Origin of the sequence: Thermoactinomyces sp. CICC 23799, assembly GCF_016055145.1 — a bacterium.
Taxonomy (GTDB): domain Bacteria; phylum Bacillota; class Bacilli; order Thermoactinomycetales; family Thermoactinomycetaceae; genus Thermoactinomyces; species Thermoactinomyces intermedius.
The window spans coordinates 42,465-56,897 of sequence record NZ_JAECVV010000011.1; the positions used below are offsets into that span (position 1 = coordinate 42,465).

Genomic DNA, 14,433 nt, shown 5'->3' on the forward strand with positions numbered 1-14,433 from the left:
TTGATATTTGGCTTGGGATTTGGTATAATACAATCCGTCTCTTGTTGATGATCCTCAGTAGCTCAATGGTAGAGCGCCCGGCTGTTAACCGGTAGGTTGCAGGTTCGAGTCCTGCCTGAGGAGCCATGCGGAGAGATACTCAAGTGGCTGAAGAGGACGGTTTGCTAAACCGTTAGGGGGTCTTACTGGCCCCGCGAGGGTTCGAATCCCTCTCTCTCCGCCATAACGTGGCCCGTTGGTGAAGCGGTTTAACACACCAGCCTTTCACGCTGGCATGCAGGGGTTCGAATCCCCTACGGGTCACCAAAACGGACGCTTAGCTCAGCTGGGAGAGCATCTGCCTTACAAGCAGAGGGTCGGCGGTTCGATCCCGTCAGCGTCCACCATTTCCATATGATGTTGCGGAGCTGTGGTGTAGAGGCCTAACATGCCTGCCTGTCACGCAGGAGATCGCGGGTTCGAATCCCGTCAGCTCCGCCAATTTTATGCGTGGCGGCCGTGGCGAAGTGGTTAACGCACCGGATTGTGGCTCCGGCATTCGTGGGTTCGATTCCCACCGGTCGCCCCATTGATGGGGAATAGCCAAGCGGTAAGGCAACGGACTTTGACTCCGTGATGCGCAGGTTCGAATCCTGCTTCCCCAGCCATTTCAAATTTGAGCCATTAGCTCAGTTGGTAGAGCACCTGACTTTTAATCAGGGTGTCGAAGGTTCGAATCCTTCATGGCTCACCACAGTGGTTGGCCTCCTTGGTGGGGTTTTCGCTGAGGAGGCTTTACATGATGAATGGACATGCGATAAAAAATAAATTTTCTATTGACTTTATCCCGAAAGCATGTTATTCTGTTTTTCGTCGATATGAGAGCTGACAGTGCGTAATAGCAGTCATGCGGGTGTGGCGGAATTGGCAGACGCACTAGATTTAGGTTCTAGCGCCTTCGGGCGTGGGGGTTCAACTCCCTCCACCCGCACCAAACGTAAACCGGGCGGTCGTGGTGGAATTGGCAGACACGCTATCTTGAGGGGGTAGTGGCCCTTTGGCCATGCGAGTTCGAGTCTCGCCGACCGCACCAAGCAAAGACTTCTTATATCGGGGTGTGGCTCAGCTTGGCAGAGCGCCTCGTTCGGGACGAGGAGGTCGCAGGTTCAAATCCTGTCACCCCGACCATTTTTATATTTGCGGGTGTAGTTCAGTGGTAGAACATCGGCCTTCCAAGCCGAATGCGAGGGTTCGATTCCCTTCACCCGCTCCAAAATAGAGATGAGAAAAACGGATCGCGGTGACTGCTGCGATCCTTATTTTTTTACCGTCAAAGGAGAGATTGAAGGTGCAAGACGAATTTGCGCTCATTCGGTCTTGGTTGAGCCGGCGTCCGACTCCGGACAGGCACATCGAAGTGGATATCGGGGATGATGCGGCGGTTGTCCAGCCTCTTTCCGGAAATTCCATGGTCTTGACTTGTGATACGATGGTGGAAACCGTCCATTTTCGCAGGGACACCCTTTCATTGCAGGAAATCGGGCGCAAACTGCTTGCCGTCAATGCAAGCGACATCAATGCAATGGGCGGGGTGCCGGTTTATGCCCTGATCAGCGCATCGGTTCCGGATGGATGGCAGGAAGATGAATTGCTCCAAATTTACGAGGGATTGTATGCGTATGCAGAAGAAATCAAAGTGACCCTGATCGGCGGGGACACCACCCGTACCGACGGACCTTTGACCCTAACGTTGACCTTGACGGGGGAAGTGGAGAAAGGACATGCGCTCCGGCGTTCGGCGGCCAAACCGGGGGACATTTTGTTTGTCACGGGCACTTTGGGGGATTCTGCGGCAGGATTGGATCTGCTATTGAAGAACCGGACAGCTTCTGACGGGGAAAAACCGTTGATTGAAGCGCACTGTCGCCCGGATCCCCCGCTGCAGATCGGACCTTGGCTCTCGGATTCTCCTTTTTACAGCCGCGTGTCCCTGAATGACATCAGTGACGGGCTGGCGCGGGAAGCTTGGGAAATTGCCGAAGCCAGCGGCGTCACGATCGTGATTGAAGAAGACAAAATCCCTTTGTCTCCGGCTTTGCTTTCTTATGCGGAAAGTTCCGGGCAGGATCCGTATCAGTGGGTATGGAGCGGAGGGGAAGATTTTCAATTGTTGGGAACTGTTCCGTTCCAGCACTGGGAAGCTTTTGAATGGGAGGCAAAGAGAAGAAATTGGAAAATCGCCGCCATCGGCCAAGTGGAATCCGGGAAACCCGGTGTTGAAAAAATAGTGGATAAAAAGCGGTTGAAAGTGGAGAAATCCGGTTACAATCATTTTGCAAACAGGTGATATTTGTGGAAAAAGAATGCACGGTTGACACGTTCAGCGAAGAAGAGACGAAGGCATTGGCCCGAACCATTGCACGGCATTTGACACCCGGGGATATCATCGCGCTGGAAGGGGATTTGGGAGCCGGCAAAACGACATTTGCCCAAGGAATTGCAAAAGCACTGGGGATCCCGGGGCCGGTGGACAGCCCGACCTTTACCATTATCAAAGAATATGAAGGGACGCTTCCCCTTTATCACATGGATGTGTACCGCATTGATTCTCCGGAAGAAGAGCTGGGATTGGAAGAGTATTTTTACGGGGACGGGGTTTGTTTGGTGGAATGGGCGTCCCGTGTGGAGCCGCTCCTGCCGGATTCCACGTTGTGGATGTTTTTGACGGTGAAGACGGACCGGAGGCGTATCCGGATTTGCTCCAAAGATCCGCGTTGGAATTCATTGATGAAGGAGTTGGCAGCCCGATGAAATTACTCGCCATGGATACCTCCACGCTGGTGATGGGTGTGGCCGTGATGGATCTGGAAAACCAAAAAATTTTGGGAGAGACGGTGACCAATTTACACAAGAACCATTCGGTCCGCTTGATGCCCACCATTGAGCGGCTGTTAAACGACCTGGATCTTGCCGTGGATGATCTCACCCATTTGGCGGTGACACGGGGACCGGGGTCTTACACCGGCATTCGCATCGGGGTGACCACCGCCAAGGCCATGTCCTGGGCAAGACAAATCCCGCTTTACAGTGCGTCCAGTTTGGCGGTGTTGGCATTAAACGGCGCCCGTTTTGACGGATGGGTGGTTCCGATGTTTGATGCGCGCCGGCGCAGGGTTTATACCGGGGCCTTTCGCATGGGCAACCATGAAATCCGTGAACAATTGCCCCAACAAGTGATTGCCGTGGATGCTTGGTTGCAACAATTGAAAGAGTCCGGCGAACCAATTTTGTTTTTGGGGGATGACGTGGTTCGTTTTGAAGAAGACATCCGGTCCACACTCGGCAAACAGGCATGTTTCGGAACCCCGCAGGAAAACATTCCCCGACCGGCATCGTTGGCTTGGCTGGCTTATCAAAAATGGAGCCGGCAGGAACAGCCGGAACCACCGGATTTCTCCCCGGAGTATTTGCAGATGACCGAAGCCGAGGCCAATTGGTTAAAAAAACAACGGAAGGAAGGGGCGAATGGCTAAAAAATCGCTCGATCTGGTGGCTTTTCGTCCGATGGAAATCATGGATTTGCCGCAGATTGAACTGGTGGAGAAAAGCTCATTTCCCACCCCCTGGCCGCGCAAGGCGTTTTATAATGAGTTGATGTTTAACCAGTTTGCTTACTACACCGTTGCCACGTATGATGAGAAAGTGATCGGCTACTGCGGGTTCTGGCTGATTTTGGACGAGGCGCACATTACCAACATTGCCATTCACCCGGATTACCGGGGCCGAGGGATTGGCGAAGCGACGTTAAGTTATGTGATGGATTTGGCGAGAAAATTGGGGGCGGAAAAGATGACCTTGGAAGTGCGGGTATCCAATGAAGTGGCCAAAAGAATGTATGAGAAACTGGGATTTGTCCGTTCGGGAATTCGAAAAGGCTATTATACCGACAATAAAGAAGATGCGATAATTATGTGGGTGACATTAAATGAACGAGAACAGAAGGACCATCATTCTGGGAATTGAGACAAGTTGTGATGAAACATCCGCCGCCGTTGTGGAAAACGGAACCACTGTTTTATCCAATGTGATTTCATCACAGATGGACATCCACCGCAAATTTGGCGGCGTGGTGCCGGAAGTGGCTTCCAGGCGCCATGTGGAACGGATCACGTTGATTATCGAAAAAGCTTTGCAGGATGCCAAGGTCAGCTTGGAGGAAGTGGACGGAATTGCCGTGACTCAGGGCCCGGGGTTGGTCGGGGCGCTGTTGATCGGGGTGGCTGCGGCCAAAGCGATATCGTTTGCCACCGGAAAACCGCTTATTCCGGTGCACCATATTGCAGGGCACATTTATGCCAATCATCTGGTGCAACCGCTGTCCTTCCCGTTGGTGGCGCTGGTGGTCTCCGGCGGACATACGGAACTGATCTACATGGAGGAGCACAATCAATTTCAGCTTTTGGGAAAAACAAGGGATGACGCTGCCGGGGAAGCATTTGACAAAGTGGCGCGGTTGATGAATCTCCCTTATCCGGGAGGGCCGCACATCGACCGGCTGGCGGCAACGGGAACGCCTGAATATGACCTGCCGCGGGCCTGGCTGGAACCGGATTCCTTGGATTTCAGCTTCAGCGGGCTGAAATCGGCTGTCATGAATTTGGTGAACAACGCCAGGCAACGGGGAGAAGAAATCAATGAAGCCAATTTGGCGGCCAGCTTCCAGGAAGCGGTGCTCGAGGTGCTGATTGAAAAGGCGATGCGGGCGGTACATCAAACCGGCGCGAAACATTTGTTGCTCGCCGGCGGGGTTTCGGCCAACAAAGGCTTGCGGAAACATTTGCAGGAGCGGGCCGGACAAGAAGGCATCCGGCTTCAAATGCCTCCGCTGGAACTTTGTACGGATAATGCGGCCATGATTGCTGCGGCAGGAACCTATCAGCTGTTGGACGGGAAAACGGCCGGGTTAACCTTAAACGCAGACGCCAACCTCCCGCTGATCAGGGAAAATTAAATAGAGACAAAAAGAAGACTGACCAATGTCTGACGACATTGGTTTTTTATTTTTAAAGATAAGGATAAGAATAATCAGATTTTAGATAAAATTATGTTAAAATTAAAATAAATTATGAAGTGAGATGAAGACTGGTCAGGGAGGAGGGAACATGATCCGGTTTCGATGCTTGGGGGAACAAGCCCTGATTGTTGAACTGGGGGATCGAATCGATCCGGCCGTTCACCGGAAGGTGCTGGCTTTTTGCAAATGGCTGGAGCAGCAAAAGATCAACGGGGTGGTGGAATGGGTTCCTTCGTATACAGGGGTGACCATTCATTTTGATCCGTTTTTATTATCCTCTTTTGAACTTCAATCCAAGTTGGTGGATTTTTCCGCCGAATCCGTGGATGATGGGCAGGATCGGGTGCGGGTGATTGAAATTCCGGTTTGTTATGGCGGGGAATTCGGCCCCGATTTGGAGGAACTGGCCCACTTCCGCCGGATGGATGCCAAAGAGGTGATCCGGATTCATGCCGGCGGAACTTACCTTGTCTATATGATCGGCTTTGTTCCGGGATTTGCTTATCTGGGAGGGATGTCTTCCCGGATTGCGATGCCGAGGCGGGAATCGCCCCGCCCGAAAATTCCGGCCGGTTCCGTCGGGATTGCCGGCGAACAAACCGGCGTTTATCCGCTGGAGGTGCCGGGCGGTTGGAGAATTATCGGCAGGACACCGCTGCCTTTGTTTCTCCCGGAGCAATCTCCTCCATCATTATTGCGCGCCGGGGACCTGGTGCAATTTGTCCCCGTTGACGAGCCGGCGTTTTACGCCATCAAAGAGAAATGCAATCATGGGGAACTTCCTGTTGCAATTCGTTATGTCAAAGGAGGGAAGGGAAGTGAATGGTCAAGCATCCGTGGACTTAAATTGTGATTTGGGGGAAAGTTTCGGGCATTACCGGCTGGGAAACGATGAGGAAATCATGAAGTGGATTACTTCCTGCAATGTGGCCTGCGGTTACCACGCAGGAGATCCGGAAACCATGTATCACAGCGTCAAACTGGCCAAACAATATGGAGTGTCCCTGGGGGCGCATCCGGGATTTCCCGATTTGATGGGATTCGGGCGGCGTGAGCTGAAGATGTCCGCAGACGAGGTGTACCACATGGTGATTTATCAGGTGGGGGCATTAAAAGCATTTGCCGATGTGGAAGGGGTTCGGGTGAAACATGTGAAACCTCACGGGGCGTTGTACAATCTTGCCGCCGTCCAACCTGAATTGGCCCGGGCGATTGCCGAAGCCGTCCGCGATTTGGACAAGCAGTTGATCTTGTTTGCACTGTCCGGAAGCGAACTGGTCAAAGCCGGACGACAGGCCGGATTGACGGTGGCCGAAGAAGCATTTGCCGACCGCACTTACCAGCCGGACGGATCGTTAACCCCCCGGCGCCATCCGAAGGCCGTGATCCATGACATCCATGCAGCTGCCCGGCAAGTGATCTCCATGGTGAAAGACAGGATGGTGACAACTGTCGAAGGAACCGTAGTCCCTTTAAGGGCGGATACGATTTGTGTGCATGGCGACCATCCGGGAGCGGTTTCTTTCGTATCCCGTTTACGCAAACAATTGGAGGACGAGGGGATTGTGCTTCGTCCGGCGGGGGACCGGTTCGGATGATTGAAGTGGTGGATCCGGGACTCTTGTCCACAGTACAAGACGGGGGAAGAACGGGTTACCAGGCGTGGGGAGTGACGGTCGGCGGGGCCGTGGACCGTTTTTCGTTAAACACCGGGAATCTGTTGGTCGGAAATCCTCCCGATGCCCCCGGCATTGAGATGAACCTGATCGGGGCGGTTTTCCGTGCGCATGAAACATTGGCGGCCGCCCTGACCGGGGCGGATTTTTCGGCCAAGCTGGACGGGAAGGACATTCCGCTTGGAACCGTCTTTTTGTGGAAGGAAGGAAGTCTGCTCTCCCTGAAAGGAAAGCCGGATGGCGCCCGCTGTTATCTCACCGTGTCCGGAGGCATTGATGTGCCCAAGGTGTTAAAGAGCGCGTCCACGGATCTCATCGCCGGGATCGGCGGAAACGGCGGACGGGCTCTCAAACAAGGGGACAAGCTGAAAGTGGGAAAAAAGTGGATGGATCCTTCGGTTTTAAAGGGGCGGAGGCTTCCGCCGGTGTGGTTCCGAAAGAAAAAAAAGAAAGAACCGGAAAAAATCCGGGTGATTTTTGGCCCGCATGATGATGCCTTCACCCAAAAAGGTAAAGAACGGTTTACTTCCGCCACATTCCAATGTTCACACCGGATGAACCGCATGGGCCTGCAATGTTTGGGTGGGCCGGTGGAACACAAAAACGGAGCGGATATTATATCCGCCGGGGTCACGTTTGGTTCCATTCAGGTTCCGGCGGACGGACAGCCCTTTATTCTGTTGGCCGACCGCCAGACGACCGGCGGGTACACACAAATTGCAACGGTGATCCGTGCGGATTTTCCGAAGATCGCCCAGTTGATGCCGGGCGACCGGATCCGGTTTTGTCGGGTGTCGCTTGAAGAAGCGCGGGAAGCGTTGATGGAACAAGCCCGCTTTTTAAAACAATTAAGCGCCCATAACCAAAAATAAGGCTGCCTTCTTTGTCAGATGGCAGCCGTAACCGCGTTGCTTGACTATGATTCATCCGCCAAGTCCGCCCATTCGTTGGTGGTTTTTTCCAATTGCTCTTCCAGTTTTGCCAATTCCTGTTGCAAAGGCGCACTGGAGGCCGGGTCGTTGTAAACTTCCGGGTCGCACAACTTGGCGTGAATCTCTTCAATTTTTGATTCCAGTTGTTCAATTTCTTGCTCCAGCCGTTCCAACTTCTGACGGCGTTGTTTTTGTTTGCGTTGCTTTTCTTTTTCCCGTTTCCGGTAGGCATCCGCTTCGGTCCGCGAAGGAGGGGATGAAGGGCCCTGCGCGGAAGGGACGGTTTTGTCTTCAAACTGCTCCAATGACTTTTTCTCGAGGTACCATTCATAATTTCCCCGGTAATCCCGTATGCCGTCGGGGGTCAATTCCCAGATGCGGGTGGCCAGGCGACGGATGAAATACCGGTCGTGCGAAATGAACAGCAAGGTTCCCGGAAATTCTTCCAAGGCTTGCTCCAACCGTTCTTTGCTGGGCATATCCAAATGGTTGGTCGGCTCATCCATCAGCAAAAAATTCGCCCGGTTTAACATGCGTTTACATAAAGAAAGACGCGCTTTTTCCCCGCCGCTCAAACTGCTTACCTTTTTAAAGACATGGTCCCCGTAAAACAGAAACTGCCCGAGTGCGGAGCGGATGGTGGTCTGATCCAGGCGGGGGTGATCATTCCACAGTTCGTCAATCACTGAAAGATCCGGATTCAACTCTTGTTGTTCCTGATCGTAGTAATCCATTTCCACTTGTGTTCCCCACTTCCACGTCCCGCCGAGCGGAGGAAGCTTGCCGGCGATGGTTTTTAACAACGTTGATTTCCCCAGTCCGTTCGGACCGATCAGCGCAATGTGTTCCCCCCGTTCGATGCGGAAGTCGAGGTTTTGGATGAGCGGCTTTTCGTATCCGATGGTTAAATTTTTGACTTCCAGAATCTCTTTCCCGCTTCGGACAGCCGGTTCAAACCGGATGGCCGCTTTGCGCGGGCGCGGGGACGGCGGTTCGATGCGTTCCATTTTTTCCAGCGCTTTGCGGCGGCTTTGTGCCCGCTTGGTGGTGGAAGCCCGGGCGATGTTTCGCTCGATGAATTCTTCCATCCTTTTGATTTCGGCTTGTTGCTTTTCGTACCGCTTTTGTTGTTGCTCCCATCTCGCTTCTTTCTGTTTCACATAGGAAGAATAATTGCCCACATACCGGGTGACCTGATGGTTTTCCAGTTCATAGATGATGGTGACCAGACGGTCCAGAAAATACCGGTCGTGGGAAACCAGAAGCAAAGCCCCCGGGTAATTGGCGAGCATTTGCTCCAACCAGGCTGTCGCGTCCATGTCCAGATAGTTGGTCGGCTCGTCCAAGATGAGTAAATCCGGTTCTTCCAAAAGCAATTTGGCCAGGGCGACCCGGGTTTTTTGCCCTCCGCTCAAGGATTGGACCGGTGTCGCTTTCCAGTCGATGCCGCCCAATCCCAATCCGGTTAAAGCTCTCCGGATCTTGGCTTCATAAGCATATCCGCCTTTTTCTTCGAATGCGGATTGTAAAGAGGAATATTTTTCCAATGTCTTTTCATAGATGTCCGGCCGGGTGTATACTTCTTCTTTGCCCATTTCCGTTTCCAACTGGCGGAGCTGTTTTTCCATCCCGATCAGTTCTTGAAACGGGAGCAAAAGTTCATCCCAGACCGTTTTTTCGGACTGAAGCCCGCTGTTTTGCGCCAAATAGCCGACTCCGGCTTTTTTGGAAAGATGAATTTCGCCTTCGTCGGGCAGCAGTTCCCGGATCAAAATTTTTAAAAGCGTGGATTTGCCGGCGCCGTTCGGGCCGATGAGTCCGATATGTTCCCCTTCATTGATTTTCAGGTCCACATTTTGAAAAATGATGTTTCCCCCAAATGTTTTTTCTATGTTTTTCGCTTGTAACAGCATTCGTTCCACCTCGCTCATGTCCAGTGTAATCGAGTCCTTGCCGGAGGGCAAATCAATCCAGGCCGTCTCTTATCGCCGGTGGATTATTGAAAAAAGAAAGGTTATAATGTAAGAATCAATCACTGTTTTTTCATGGCCTTGAAGGAATGAATAACATGAAAAATAAAAAGGAACTGCGCCGGCATTTGCTTGAAGTCCGCAGCCGTCTTTCTTCCGCATATAAGAAAGAATGTTCTGATATTATCTGCCGGAAGGTGACGGGCCATCCGGCTTACAAGCAGGCAAAAACGGTGATGTTTTATATGCCGGTTCGTGGTGAAGCGGATGTTTTGCCTGCATTGAAAGAAGCGCTTTCATCCGGCAAACGGGTGATTTTGCCAAAGACCGAAAAAGAAAAAAAGTCCATCCGTTGCTTCCGGATTCGGGGGTTGAAGGATTTGACCGAAGGAGCCTACGGCATTTTGGAACCGGATGCTTCCTTTTGTCAGGAGGTTGACGTTCAGGAAGTGGAATTGGTGATCGTACCGGGCGTCGGCTTCGATGTGTCAGGCTTTCGTCTCGGATATGGCGGCGGGTATTATGACCGGTTTTTATCCCGCCACCCCGGAGCGGTCCGTATGGGCGTCGCTTATGATGAGCAAATTGTAAAGGATGTGAAGCCCGAGCCCCATGATTGCCGGATGGACTGGGTGGTTTCCCCGCAGCAGATGTTGGAATTGACCCGGTTAAAAATTAAGTGAACCACCCGAATTTACAAGTTTTATGGTATGATGTTTTTTGCCAAACTTTTGTGCGTTGATTCACATTGATGGAGGTGTATGTTGGCACGATGCCTGAAAATAAAATACCGCAGGTGACGGCAAAGCGGTTGCCTTTATATTATCGTTATTTGGAAAAATTGCATGCGATTGGGAAACAACGCGTTTCTTCAGCGGATTTGAGCGATGCATTGCATATAGATCCGGCGACGATTCGCCGCGATTTTTCTTACCTCGGTGAGCTCGGGAAAAAAGGTTACGGTTATAATGTTACTTATCTGCTTCAATTTTTACGGGATTTCTTGAAACAGGACGAGGTCACCAATGTGGTTTTGGTCGGTGTGGGAAATCTTGGAACGGCATTATTGAGATATAATTTTTACCGCAGCCACAATACAAAGATCGTTGCCGGTTTTGACCAGGACCCGAACAAAGTGGGAAAAGATGTGGATGGCATTCCGGTCTATTCCATGGATCGCCTGTCGGAAGTGACCCAGCTGCACAATGTCGAAGTGGCGATTTTGACGGTTCCGCTGAATGCAGCTCAATCCACGGCAGATTTTTTGGTCAAAAACGGGATCCGGGGAATTTTAAACTTCACGCCGGCCCGTCTGACGGCACCGCCTTATGTGCGGATTCACAATATCGATTTGACGATCGAACTGCAGACATTGATTTACTTCCTTAAAAACTTTCCGGAAGGGAACCCGGGGGACAGCGAAGAAGAGTCTTTGACGACGGAAAAATGATTGCCACAGATGATTGTAAGGGAGCATTGGAGCATGAGCGATGAACAACAGCCGATCACAGAGCATTTAGGGGAGCTTCGACGCCGTATTATATGGAGCTTGGTCTTTTTTTTCGTCGCCTTAATCGGAAGCTTTTTTTATTCGCAGGATGTGTTTTTGTTCATTAAGCAGGACTTGTTTTCCGATTACAAAATCGTCATTTTGAATCCGATTGATCCGATTCGTATCTATATGCAAATATCGGTCATTATGGCTTTGGTGATCAGTTCGCCCGTCTGGATGTATCACCTTTGGCAGTTTGTCCGTCCGGGTCTTCACCCGAATGAACAAAGGGCCGCGTTGATTTATATTCCGGTCTCATTGGGATTGTTTTTAACGGGCGTTGCTTTCGGGTATTTTGTCATCTTTCCTTACATCCTTGATTTTTTGGTGATGCTTGGCGGACAGATGGGGTTGCAGGAAAACTTCAGCGTACAATATGCATTCAGTTTTTTGTTCGGGGTGATCCTGCCGCTCGCGCTGTTTTTTGAATTGCCGGTGATCACGTTGTTTTTGACGCGCATCCGCCTGGTGACGCCGGATTTGTTGCGAAAAGTGCGGCGTTATGCATACTTGGGACTGGTGATTGTCGCGGCTTTAATCACGCCGCCGGAGCCAATTGCCAACATCCTGGTCTCCATTCCGCTGATCTTGTTATATGAAGTAAGTATTTCCATTTCCTCGTTTTTGTCACGGCGCATGGAGCGCGAAGATGCCGAGTGGGAAGAAGAAAATGAATGATTGGCGAAAAACTCCCGGTTTCTGCCGGGAGTTTTTGCGTTACATAGGTTCATATGGATTGGGGAACAATTCTTGATGGAAGGAGGAGTAGCATGAGTCCATGTTCGAAAGACCATTTTCCAAAGGTGTTTTTTTTCGCTTTTGTCTTGATAACGTTATTGGCCATACCATCGGTCAGGCAGCGTGTCGCCAAATTTTTTGCAGAACGGTTGCTCCCTTTGTTTAAAGGCGGAACCCGCCAGGACGGCGGTTCTTCCGGCCACTCGTCAGCAGGAGGCCCGGAAGATGATTTTAAGATCCGTCTTGATTTAAACCAGTCAATATGAGATGGTTGTTTATGGAGCATTTCGCAAACAAAACATAAGACCGGGATTTGGAAAGCGATTCGGGTTGGGAATCGCTTTCTTTTTTGCCGGAACGTGATTTTTGATAGTTTTTTTGGCTCCCCACTTGAAAAATGAAGATGAGAGGAATATTATATTTAATGGATGTTAGCACTCGGCTTTGATGAGTGCTAACAATATGACAAATTCATCCACCTAACAAAGGAGGGTTTCGCAAATGATCAAACCTTTGGGTGATCGTGTTGTCTTGGAAGCAGTAGAAAAAGAAGAAAAAACAGCCAGCGGCATCGTTTTGCCGGACACCGCCAAAGAAAAACCGCAAGAAGGACGCATTGTTGCGGTTGGAAGCGGCCGCCTGGATGACAATGGAAACCGGATCGCATTGGAAGTCAAAGAAGGAGACCATGTGATCTTTTCCAAATATGCCGGAACCGAAGTAAAATACGGCGACAAAGAATACCTCATCTTGCGTGAAAGTGATATCCTCGCAATTGTTGACTGATTACAGTCATTGAGATATAAATTTCACTTACATATGGAAAGGGGACGGTGAGTCATGGCAAAAGAAATTCAATTCAGCGAAGAAGCCCGTCGTGCAATGCTGCGCGGAGTGGACGCACTGGCGAATGCGGTAAAAGTAACCCTCGGACCGAAAGGCCGTAACGTGGTATTGGAAAGAAAATTCGGTTCTCCTTTGATTACCAATGACGGTGTAACCATTGCAAAAGAAATCGAATTGGAAGATCCTTTTGAAAACATGGGTGCACAGTTGGTAAAAGAAGTAGCAACCAAAACCAACGACGTTGCCGGAGACGGTACCACCACAGCTACTGTTTTGGCACAAGCCATCATCCGTGAAGGATTGAAAAACGTGGCTGCCGGTGCAAACCCGATGATTCTCCGCAAAGGAATCGAAAAAGCGGTTAAAAAAGCTGTTGAACAAATTCATGAAATCGCAAAACCGATCGAAGGAAAAGACTCCATTGCCCAAGTCGCAGCCATTTCTGCAAACGATGAGGAAATCGGTAAATTGATTGCCGAAGCCATGGAAAAAGTGGGCAAAGACGGTGTCATCACCGTGGAAGAATCCAAAGGATTCGCCACCGAACTCGAAGTGGTGGAAGGGATGCAATTCGACCGCGGTTACATTTCTCCTTACATGGTAACCGACACCGACAAAATGGAAGCTGTTTTGGATGAGCCGTACATTCTTATCACCGACAAAAAAATCAGCAGCATCCAAGAAATCCTGCCGATCTTGGAAAAAGTGGTACAACAAGGCAAACAATTGTTGATCATTGCTGAAGACATGGAAGGGGAAGCATTGGCCACCCTCGTTGTGAACAAATTGCGCGGAACGTTCACCGCTGTGGCTGTGAAAGCACCCGGATTCGGTGACCGCCGCAAAGCAATGCTCGATGACATTGCCATCTTGACCGGTGGACAACGCATCTCCGAAGAATTGGGTCTCGACCTGAAATCCGTCGGACTCGAAGTGCTCGGCCGTGCCCGCCAAGTACGCGTCAACAAAGACGACACCATCATCGTTGACGGTTACGGTGAACCCAGTGCCATCCAATCCCGTGTCAACCAAATCCGTCAACAACTCGAAGAAACCACTTCCGAGTTTGACAAAGAAAAACTGCAAGAACGTCTGGCCAAACTGGCTGGCGGTGTGGCCGTCATCAAAGTCGGTGCCGCAACCGAAACCGAACTCAAAGAGAAAAAATTGCGCATTGAAGACGCGCTCAACTCCACCCGTGCCGCTGTGGAAGAAGGAATCGTTGCCGGTGGGGGAACCGCGCTGGTCAATGTGATCAATGTTGTGGGAGATCTGGAAAGCTCCTTGCCGATCGGCGACGAAAAAACCGGTGTTTCCATCATCAAACGTGCACTGGAAGAGCCGGTACGTCAAATCGCTTTCAACGCCGGATTGGAAGGTTCCGTCATCGTGGAACGTCTGAAAAAAGAAGAAGCCGGAGTCGGATTCAACGCTGCAACCGGCGAATGGGTTGACATGATCCAAGCTGGTGTTGTGGACCCGGCGAAAGTAACCCGTTCCGCACTGCAAAATGCAGCATCCGTTGCTGCCATGTTCCTCACCACGGAAGCCGTTGTGGCTGACAAACCGGAAGAACAAAAAGACAGCGGTTCTCCGGATATGGGAGGAATGGGCGGAATGGGCGGCATGATGTAATCAAGCCCTGAAAGCCCGTTGATCTGATAAA

The 14,433-nt window shown here is 51.0% G+C and carries 15 protein-coding genes and 12 tRNA genes; 26 read left to right on the forward strand and 1 reads right to left on the reverse strand.

What is annotated here, in order from left to right; all coding sequences use genetic code 11:
- Window positions 1-51: 51 nt before the first annotated feature.
- From I8U21_RS13730 to I8U21_RS13825, 20 genes are all read left to right on the forward strand, one after another.
- Window positions 52-126: transfer RNA gene (locus I8U21_RS13730), tRNA-Asn, on the forward strand.
- A 3-nt stretch (window positions 127-129) separates the two neighbouring features.
- Window positions 130-223, forward strand: a tRNA-Ser gene (locus tag I8U21_RS13735).
- A gap of 6 nt (window positions 224-229) precedes the next feature.
- Window positions 230-306, forward strand: a tRNA-Glu gene (locus I8U21_RS13740).
- 4 nt (window positions 307-310) lie between these two features.
- A tRNA-Val gene (locus I8U21_RS13745) sits at window positions 311-386 on the forward strand.
- Between the two features lie 17 nt (window positions 387-403).
- Window positions 404-480: transfer RNA gene (locus tag I8U21_RS13750), tRNA-Asp, on the forward strand.
- 12 nt (window positions 481-492) lie between these two features.
- Window positions 493-568 (forward strand) — tRNA-His (locus I8U21_RS13755).
- A gap of 4 nt (window positions 569-572) precedes the next feature.
- Window positions 573-647 (forward strand) — tRNA-Gln (locus I8U21_RS13760).
- Between the two features lie 10 nt (window positions 648-657).
- A tRNA-Lys gene (locus tag I8U21_RS13765) sits at window positions 658-733 on the forward strand.
- 155 nt (window positions 734-888) lie between these two features.
- A tRNA-Leu gene (locus tag I8U21_RS13770) sits at window positions 889-973 on the forward strand.
- Between the two features lie 12 nt (window positions 974-985).
- Window positions 986-1,072 (forward strand) — tRNA-Leu (locus I8U21_RS13775).
- A gap of 18 nt (window positions 1,073-1,090) precedes the next feature.
- Window positions 1,091-1,167 (forward strand) — tRNA-Pro (locus I8U21_RS13780).
- 11 nt (window positions 1,168-1,178) lie between these two features.
- Window positions 1,179-1,252 (forward strand) — tRNA-Gly (locus I8U21_RS13785).
- A gap of 75 nt (window positions 1,253-1,327) precedes the next feature.
- On the forward strand, window positions 1,328-2,326 hold the full coding sequence (thiL, locus tag I8U21_RS13790) for a thiamine-phosphate kinase (RefSeq protein WP_198054114.1): 999 nt from the start codon (window positions 1,328-1,330) through the stop codon (window positions 2,324-2,326).
- Window positions 2,327-2,331: 5 nt separating this feature from the next.
- Complete coding sequence (gene tsaE / locus I8U21_RS13795) at window positions 2,332-2,790, forward strand: tRNA (adenosine(37)-N6)-threonylcarbamoyltransferase complex ATPase subunit type 1 TsaE (protein ID WP_198054115.1); 459 nt, start codon at window positions 2,332-2,334, stop codon at window positions 2,788-2,790.
- The gene (gene tsaB, locus I8U21_RS13800) at window positions 2,787-3,512 is read left to right on the forward strand and encodes a tRNA (adenosine(37)-N6)-threonylcarbamoyltransferase complex dimerization subunit type 1 TsaB (protein ID WP_181732741.1); all 726 of its coding nucleotides are present in this window, start codon (window positions 2,787-2,789) and stop codon (window positions 3,510-3,512) included. Before tsaE ends, tsaB begins: the two co-directional genes overlap by 4 nt.
- Complete coding sequence (gene rimI / locus I8U21_RS13805; RefSeq protein ID WP_181732740.1) at window positions 3,505-4,002, forward strand: ribosomal protein S18-alanine N-acetyltransferase; 498 nt, start codon at window positions 3,505-3,507, stop codon at window positions 4,000-4,002. Before tsaB ends, rimI begins: the two co-directional genes overlap by 8 nt.
- Window positions 3,965-4,990, forward strand: coding sequence for a tRNA (adenosine(37)-N6)-threonylcarbamoyltransferase complex transferase subunit TsaD (gene tsaD, locus I8U21_RS13810; protein WP_181732739.1), 1,026 nt, complete (start codon window positions 3,965-3,967; stop codon window positions 4,988-4,990). Before rimI ends, tsaD begins: the two co-directional genes overlap by 38 nt.
- A 151-nt stretch (window positions 4,991-5,141) precedes the next feature.
- Window positions 5,142-5,906, forward strand: coding sequence for a 5-oxoprolinase subunit PxpB (gene pxpB, locus I8U21_RS13815; RefSeq protein WP_198054116.1), 765 nt, complete (start codon window positions 5,142-5,144; stop codon window positions 5,904-5,906).
- Entirely contained in the window at window positions 5,851-6,651 is an 801-nt protein-coding gene (locus I8U21_RS13820; protein WP_181732777.1) for a LamB/YcsF family protein, read from the forward strand. The genes pxpB and I8U21_RS13820 overlap by 56 nt, the downstream gene beginning before the upstream one ends.
- Window positions 6,648-7,601 (forward strand): 5-oxoprolinase subunit C family protein, encoded by a 954-nt coding sequence (locus tag I8U21_RS13825; protein ID WP_198054117.1) that lies wholly within the window; start codon window positions 6,648-6,650, stop codon window positions 7,599-7,601. The genes I8U21_RS13820 and I8U21_RS13825 overlap by 4 nt, the downstream gene beginning before the upstream one ends.
- Before the next feature lie 44 nt (window positions 7,602-7,645).
- On the opposite strand, the gene I8U21_RS13830 is transcribed toward I8U21_RS13825, so the two are convergent.
- Window positions 7,646-9,574, reverse strand: coding sequence for an ABC-F family ATP-binding cassette domain-containing protein (locus tag I8U21_RS13830; protein ID WP_198054118.1), 1,929 nt, complete (start codon window positions 9,572-9,574; stop codon window positions 7,646-7,648).
- 155 nt (window positions 9,575-9,729) lie between these two features.
- Between I8U21_RS13830 and I8U21_RS13835 the strand changes: the two genes are divergently transcribed.
- From I8U21_RS13835 to groL, 6 genes are all read left to right on the forward strand, one after another.
- Complete coding sequence (locus I8U21_RS13835) at window positions 9,730-10,314, forward strand: 5-formyltetrahydrofolate cyclo-ligase (protein WP_181732735.1); 585 nt, start codon at window positions 9,730-9,732, stop codon at window positions 10,312-10,314.
- Window positions 10,315-10,403: 89 nt separating this feature from the next.
- Window positions 10,404-11,081: a redox-sensing transcriptional repressor Rex gene (locus tag I8U21_RS13840; protein WP_181732734.1), complete on the forward strand. Its 678-nt coding sequence runs from the start codon at window positions 10,404-10,406 to the stop codon at window positions 11,079-11,081.
- 33 nt (window positions 11,082-11,114) lie between these two features.
- Window positions 11,115-11,861 carry a twin-arginine translocase subunit TatC gene (gene tatC / locus I8U21_RS13845; protein WP_198054119.1) on the forward strand — a complete coding sequence of 249 codons (747 nt, stop codon included), beginning with the start codon at window positions 11,115-11,117 and terminating at the stop codon, window positions 11,859-11,861.
- A gap of 92 nt (window positions 11,862-11,953) precedes the next feature.
- A complete protein-coding gene (locus I8U21_RS13850) occupies window positions 11,954-12,187 on the forward strand; it encodes a hypothetical protein (RefSeq protein WP_181732732.1) in 234 nt (77 codons plus the stop codon).
- Between the two features lie 235 nt (window positions 12,188-12,422).
- Window positions 12,423-12,707 carry a co-chaperone GroES gene (gene groES / locus I8U21_RS13855; RefSeq protein ID WP_037998287.1) on the forward strand — a complete coding sequence of 95 codons (285 nt, stop codon included), beginning with the start codon at window positions 12,423-12,425 and terminating at the stop codon, window positions 12,705-12,707.
- A gap of 54 nt (window positions 12,708-12,761) precedes the next feature.
- On the forward strand, window positions 12,762-14,402 hold the full coding sequence (gene groL, locus I8U21_RS13860) for a chaperonin GroEL (RefSeq protein WP_181732731.1): 1,641 nt from the start codon (window positions 12,762-12,764) through the stop codon (window positions 14,400-14,402).
- Window positions 14,403-14,433: the final 31 nt, after the last annotated feature.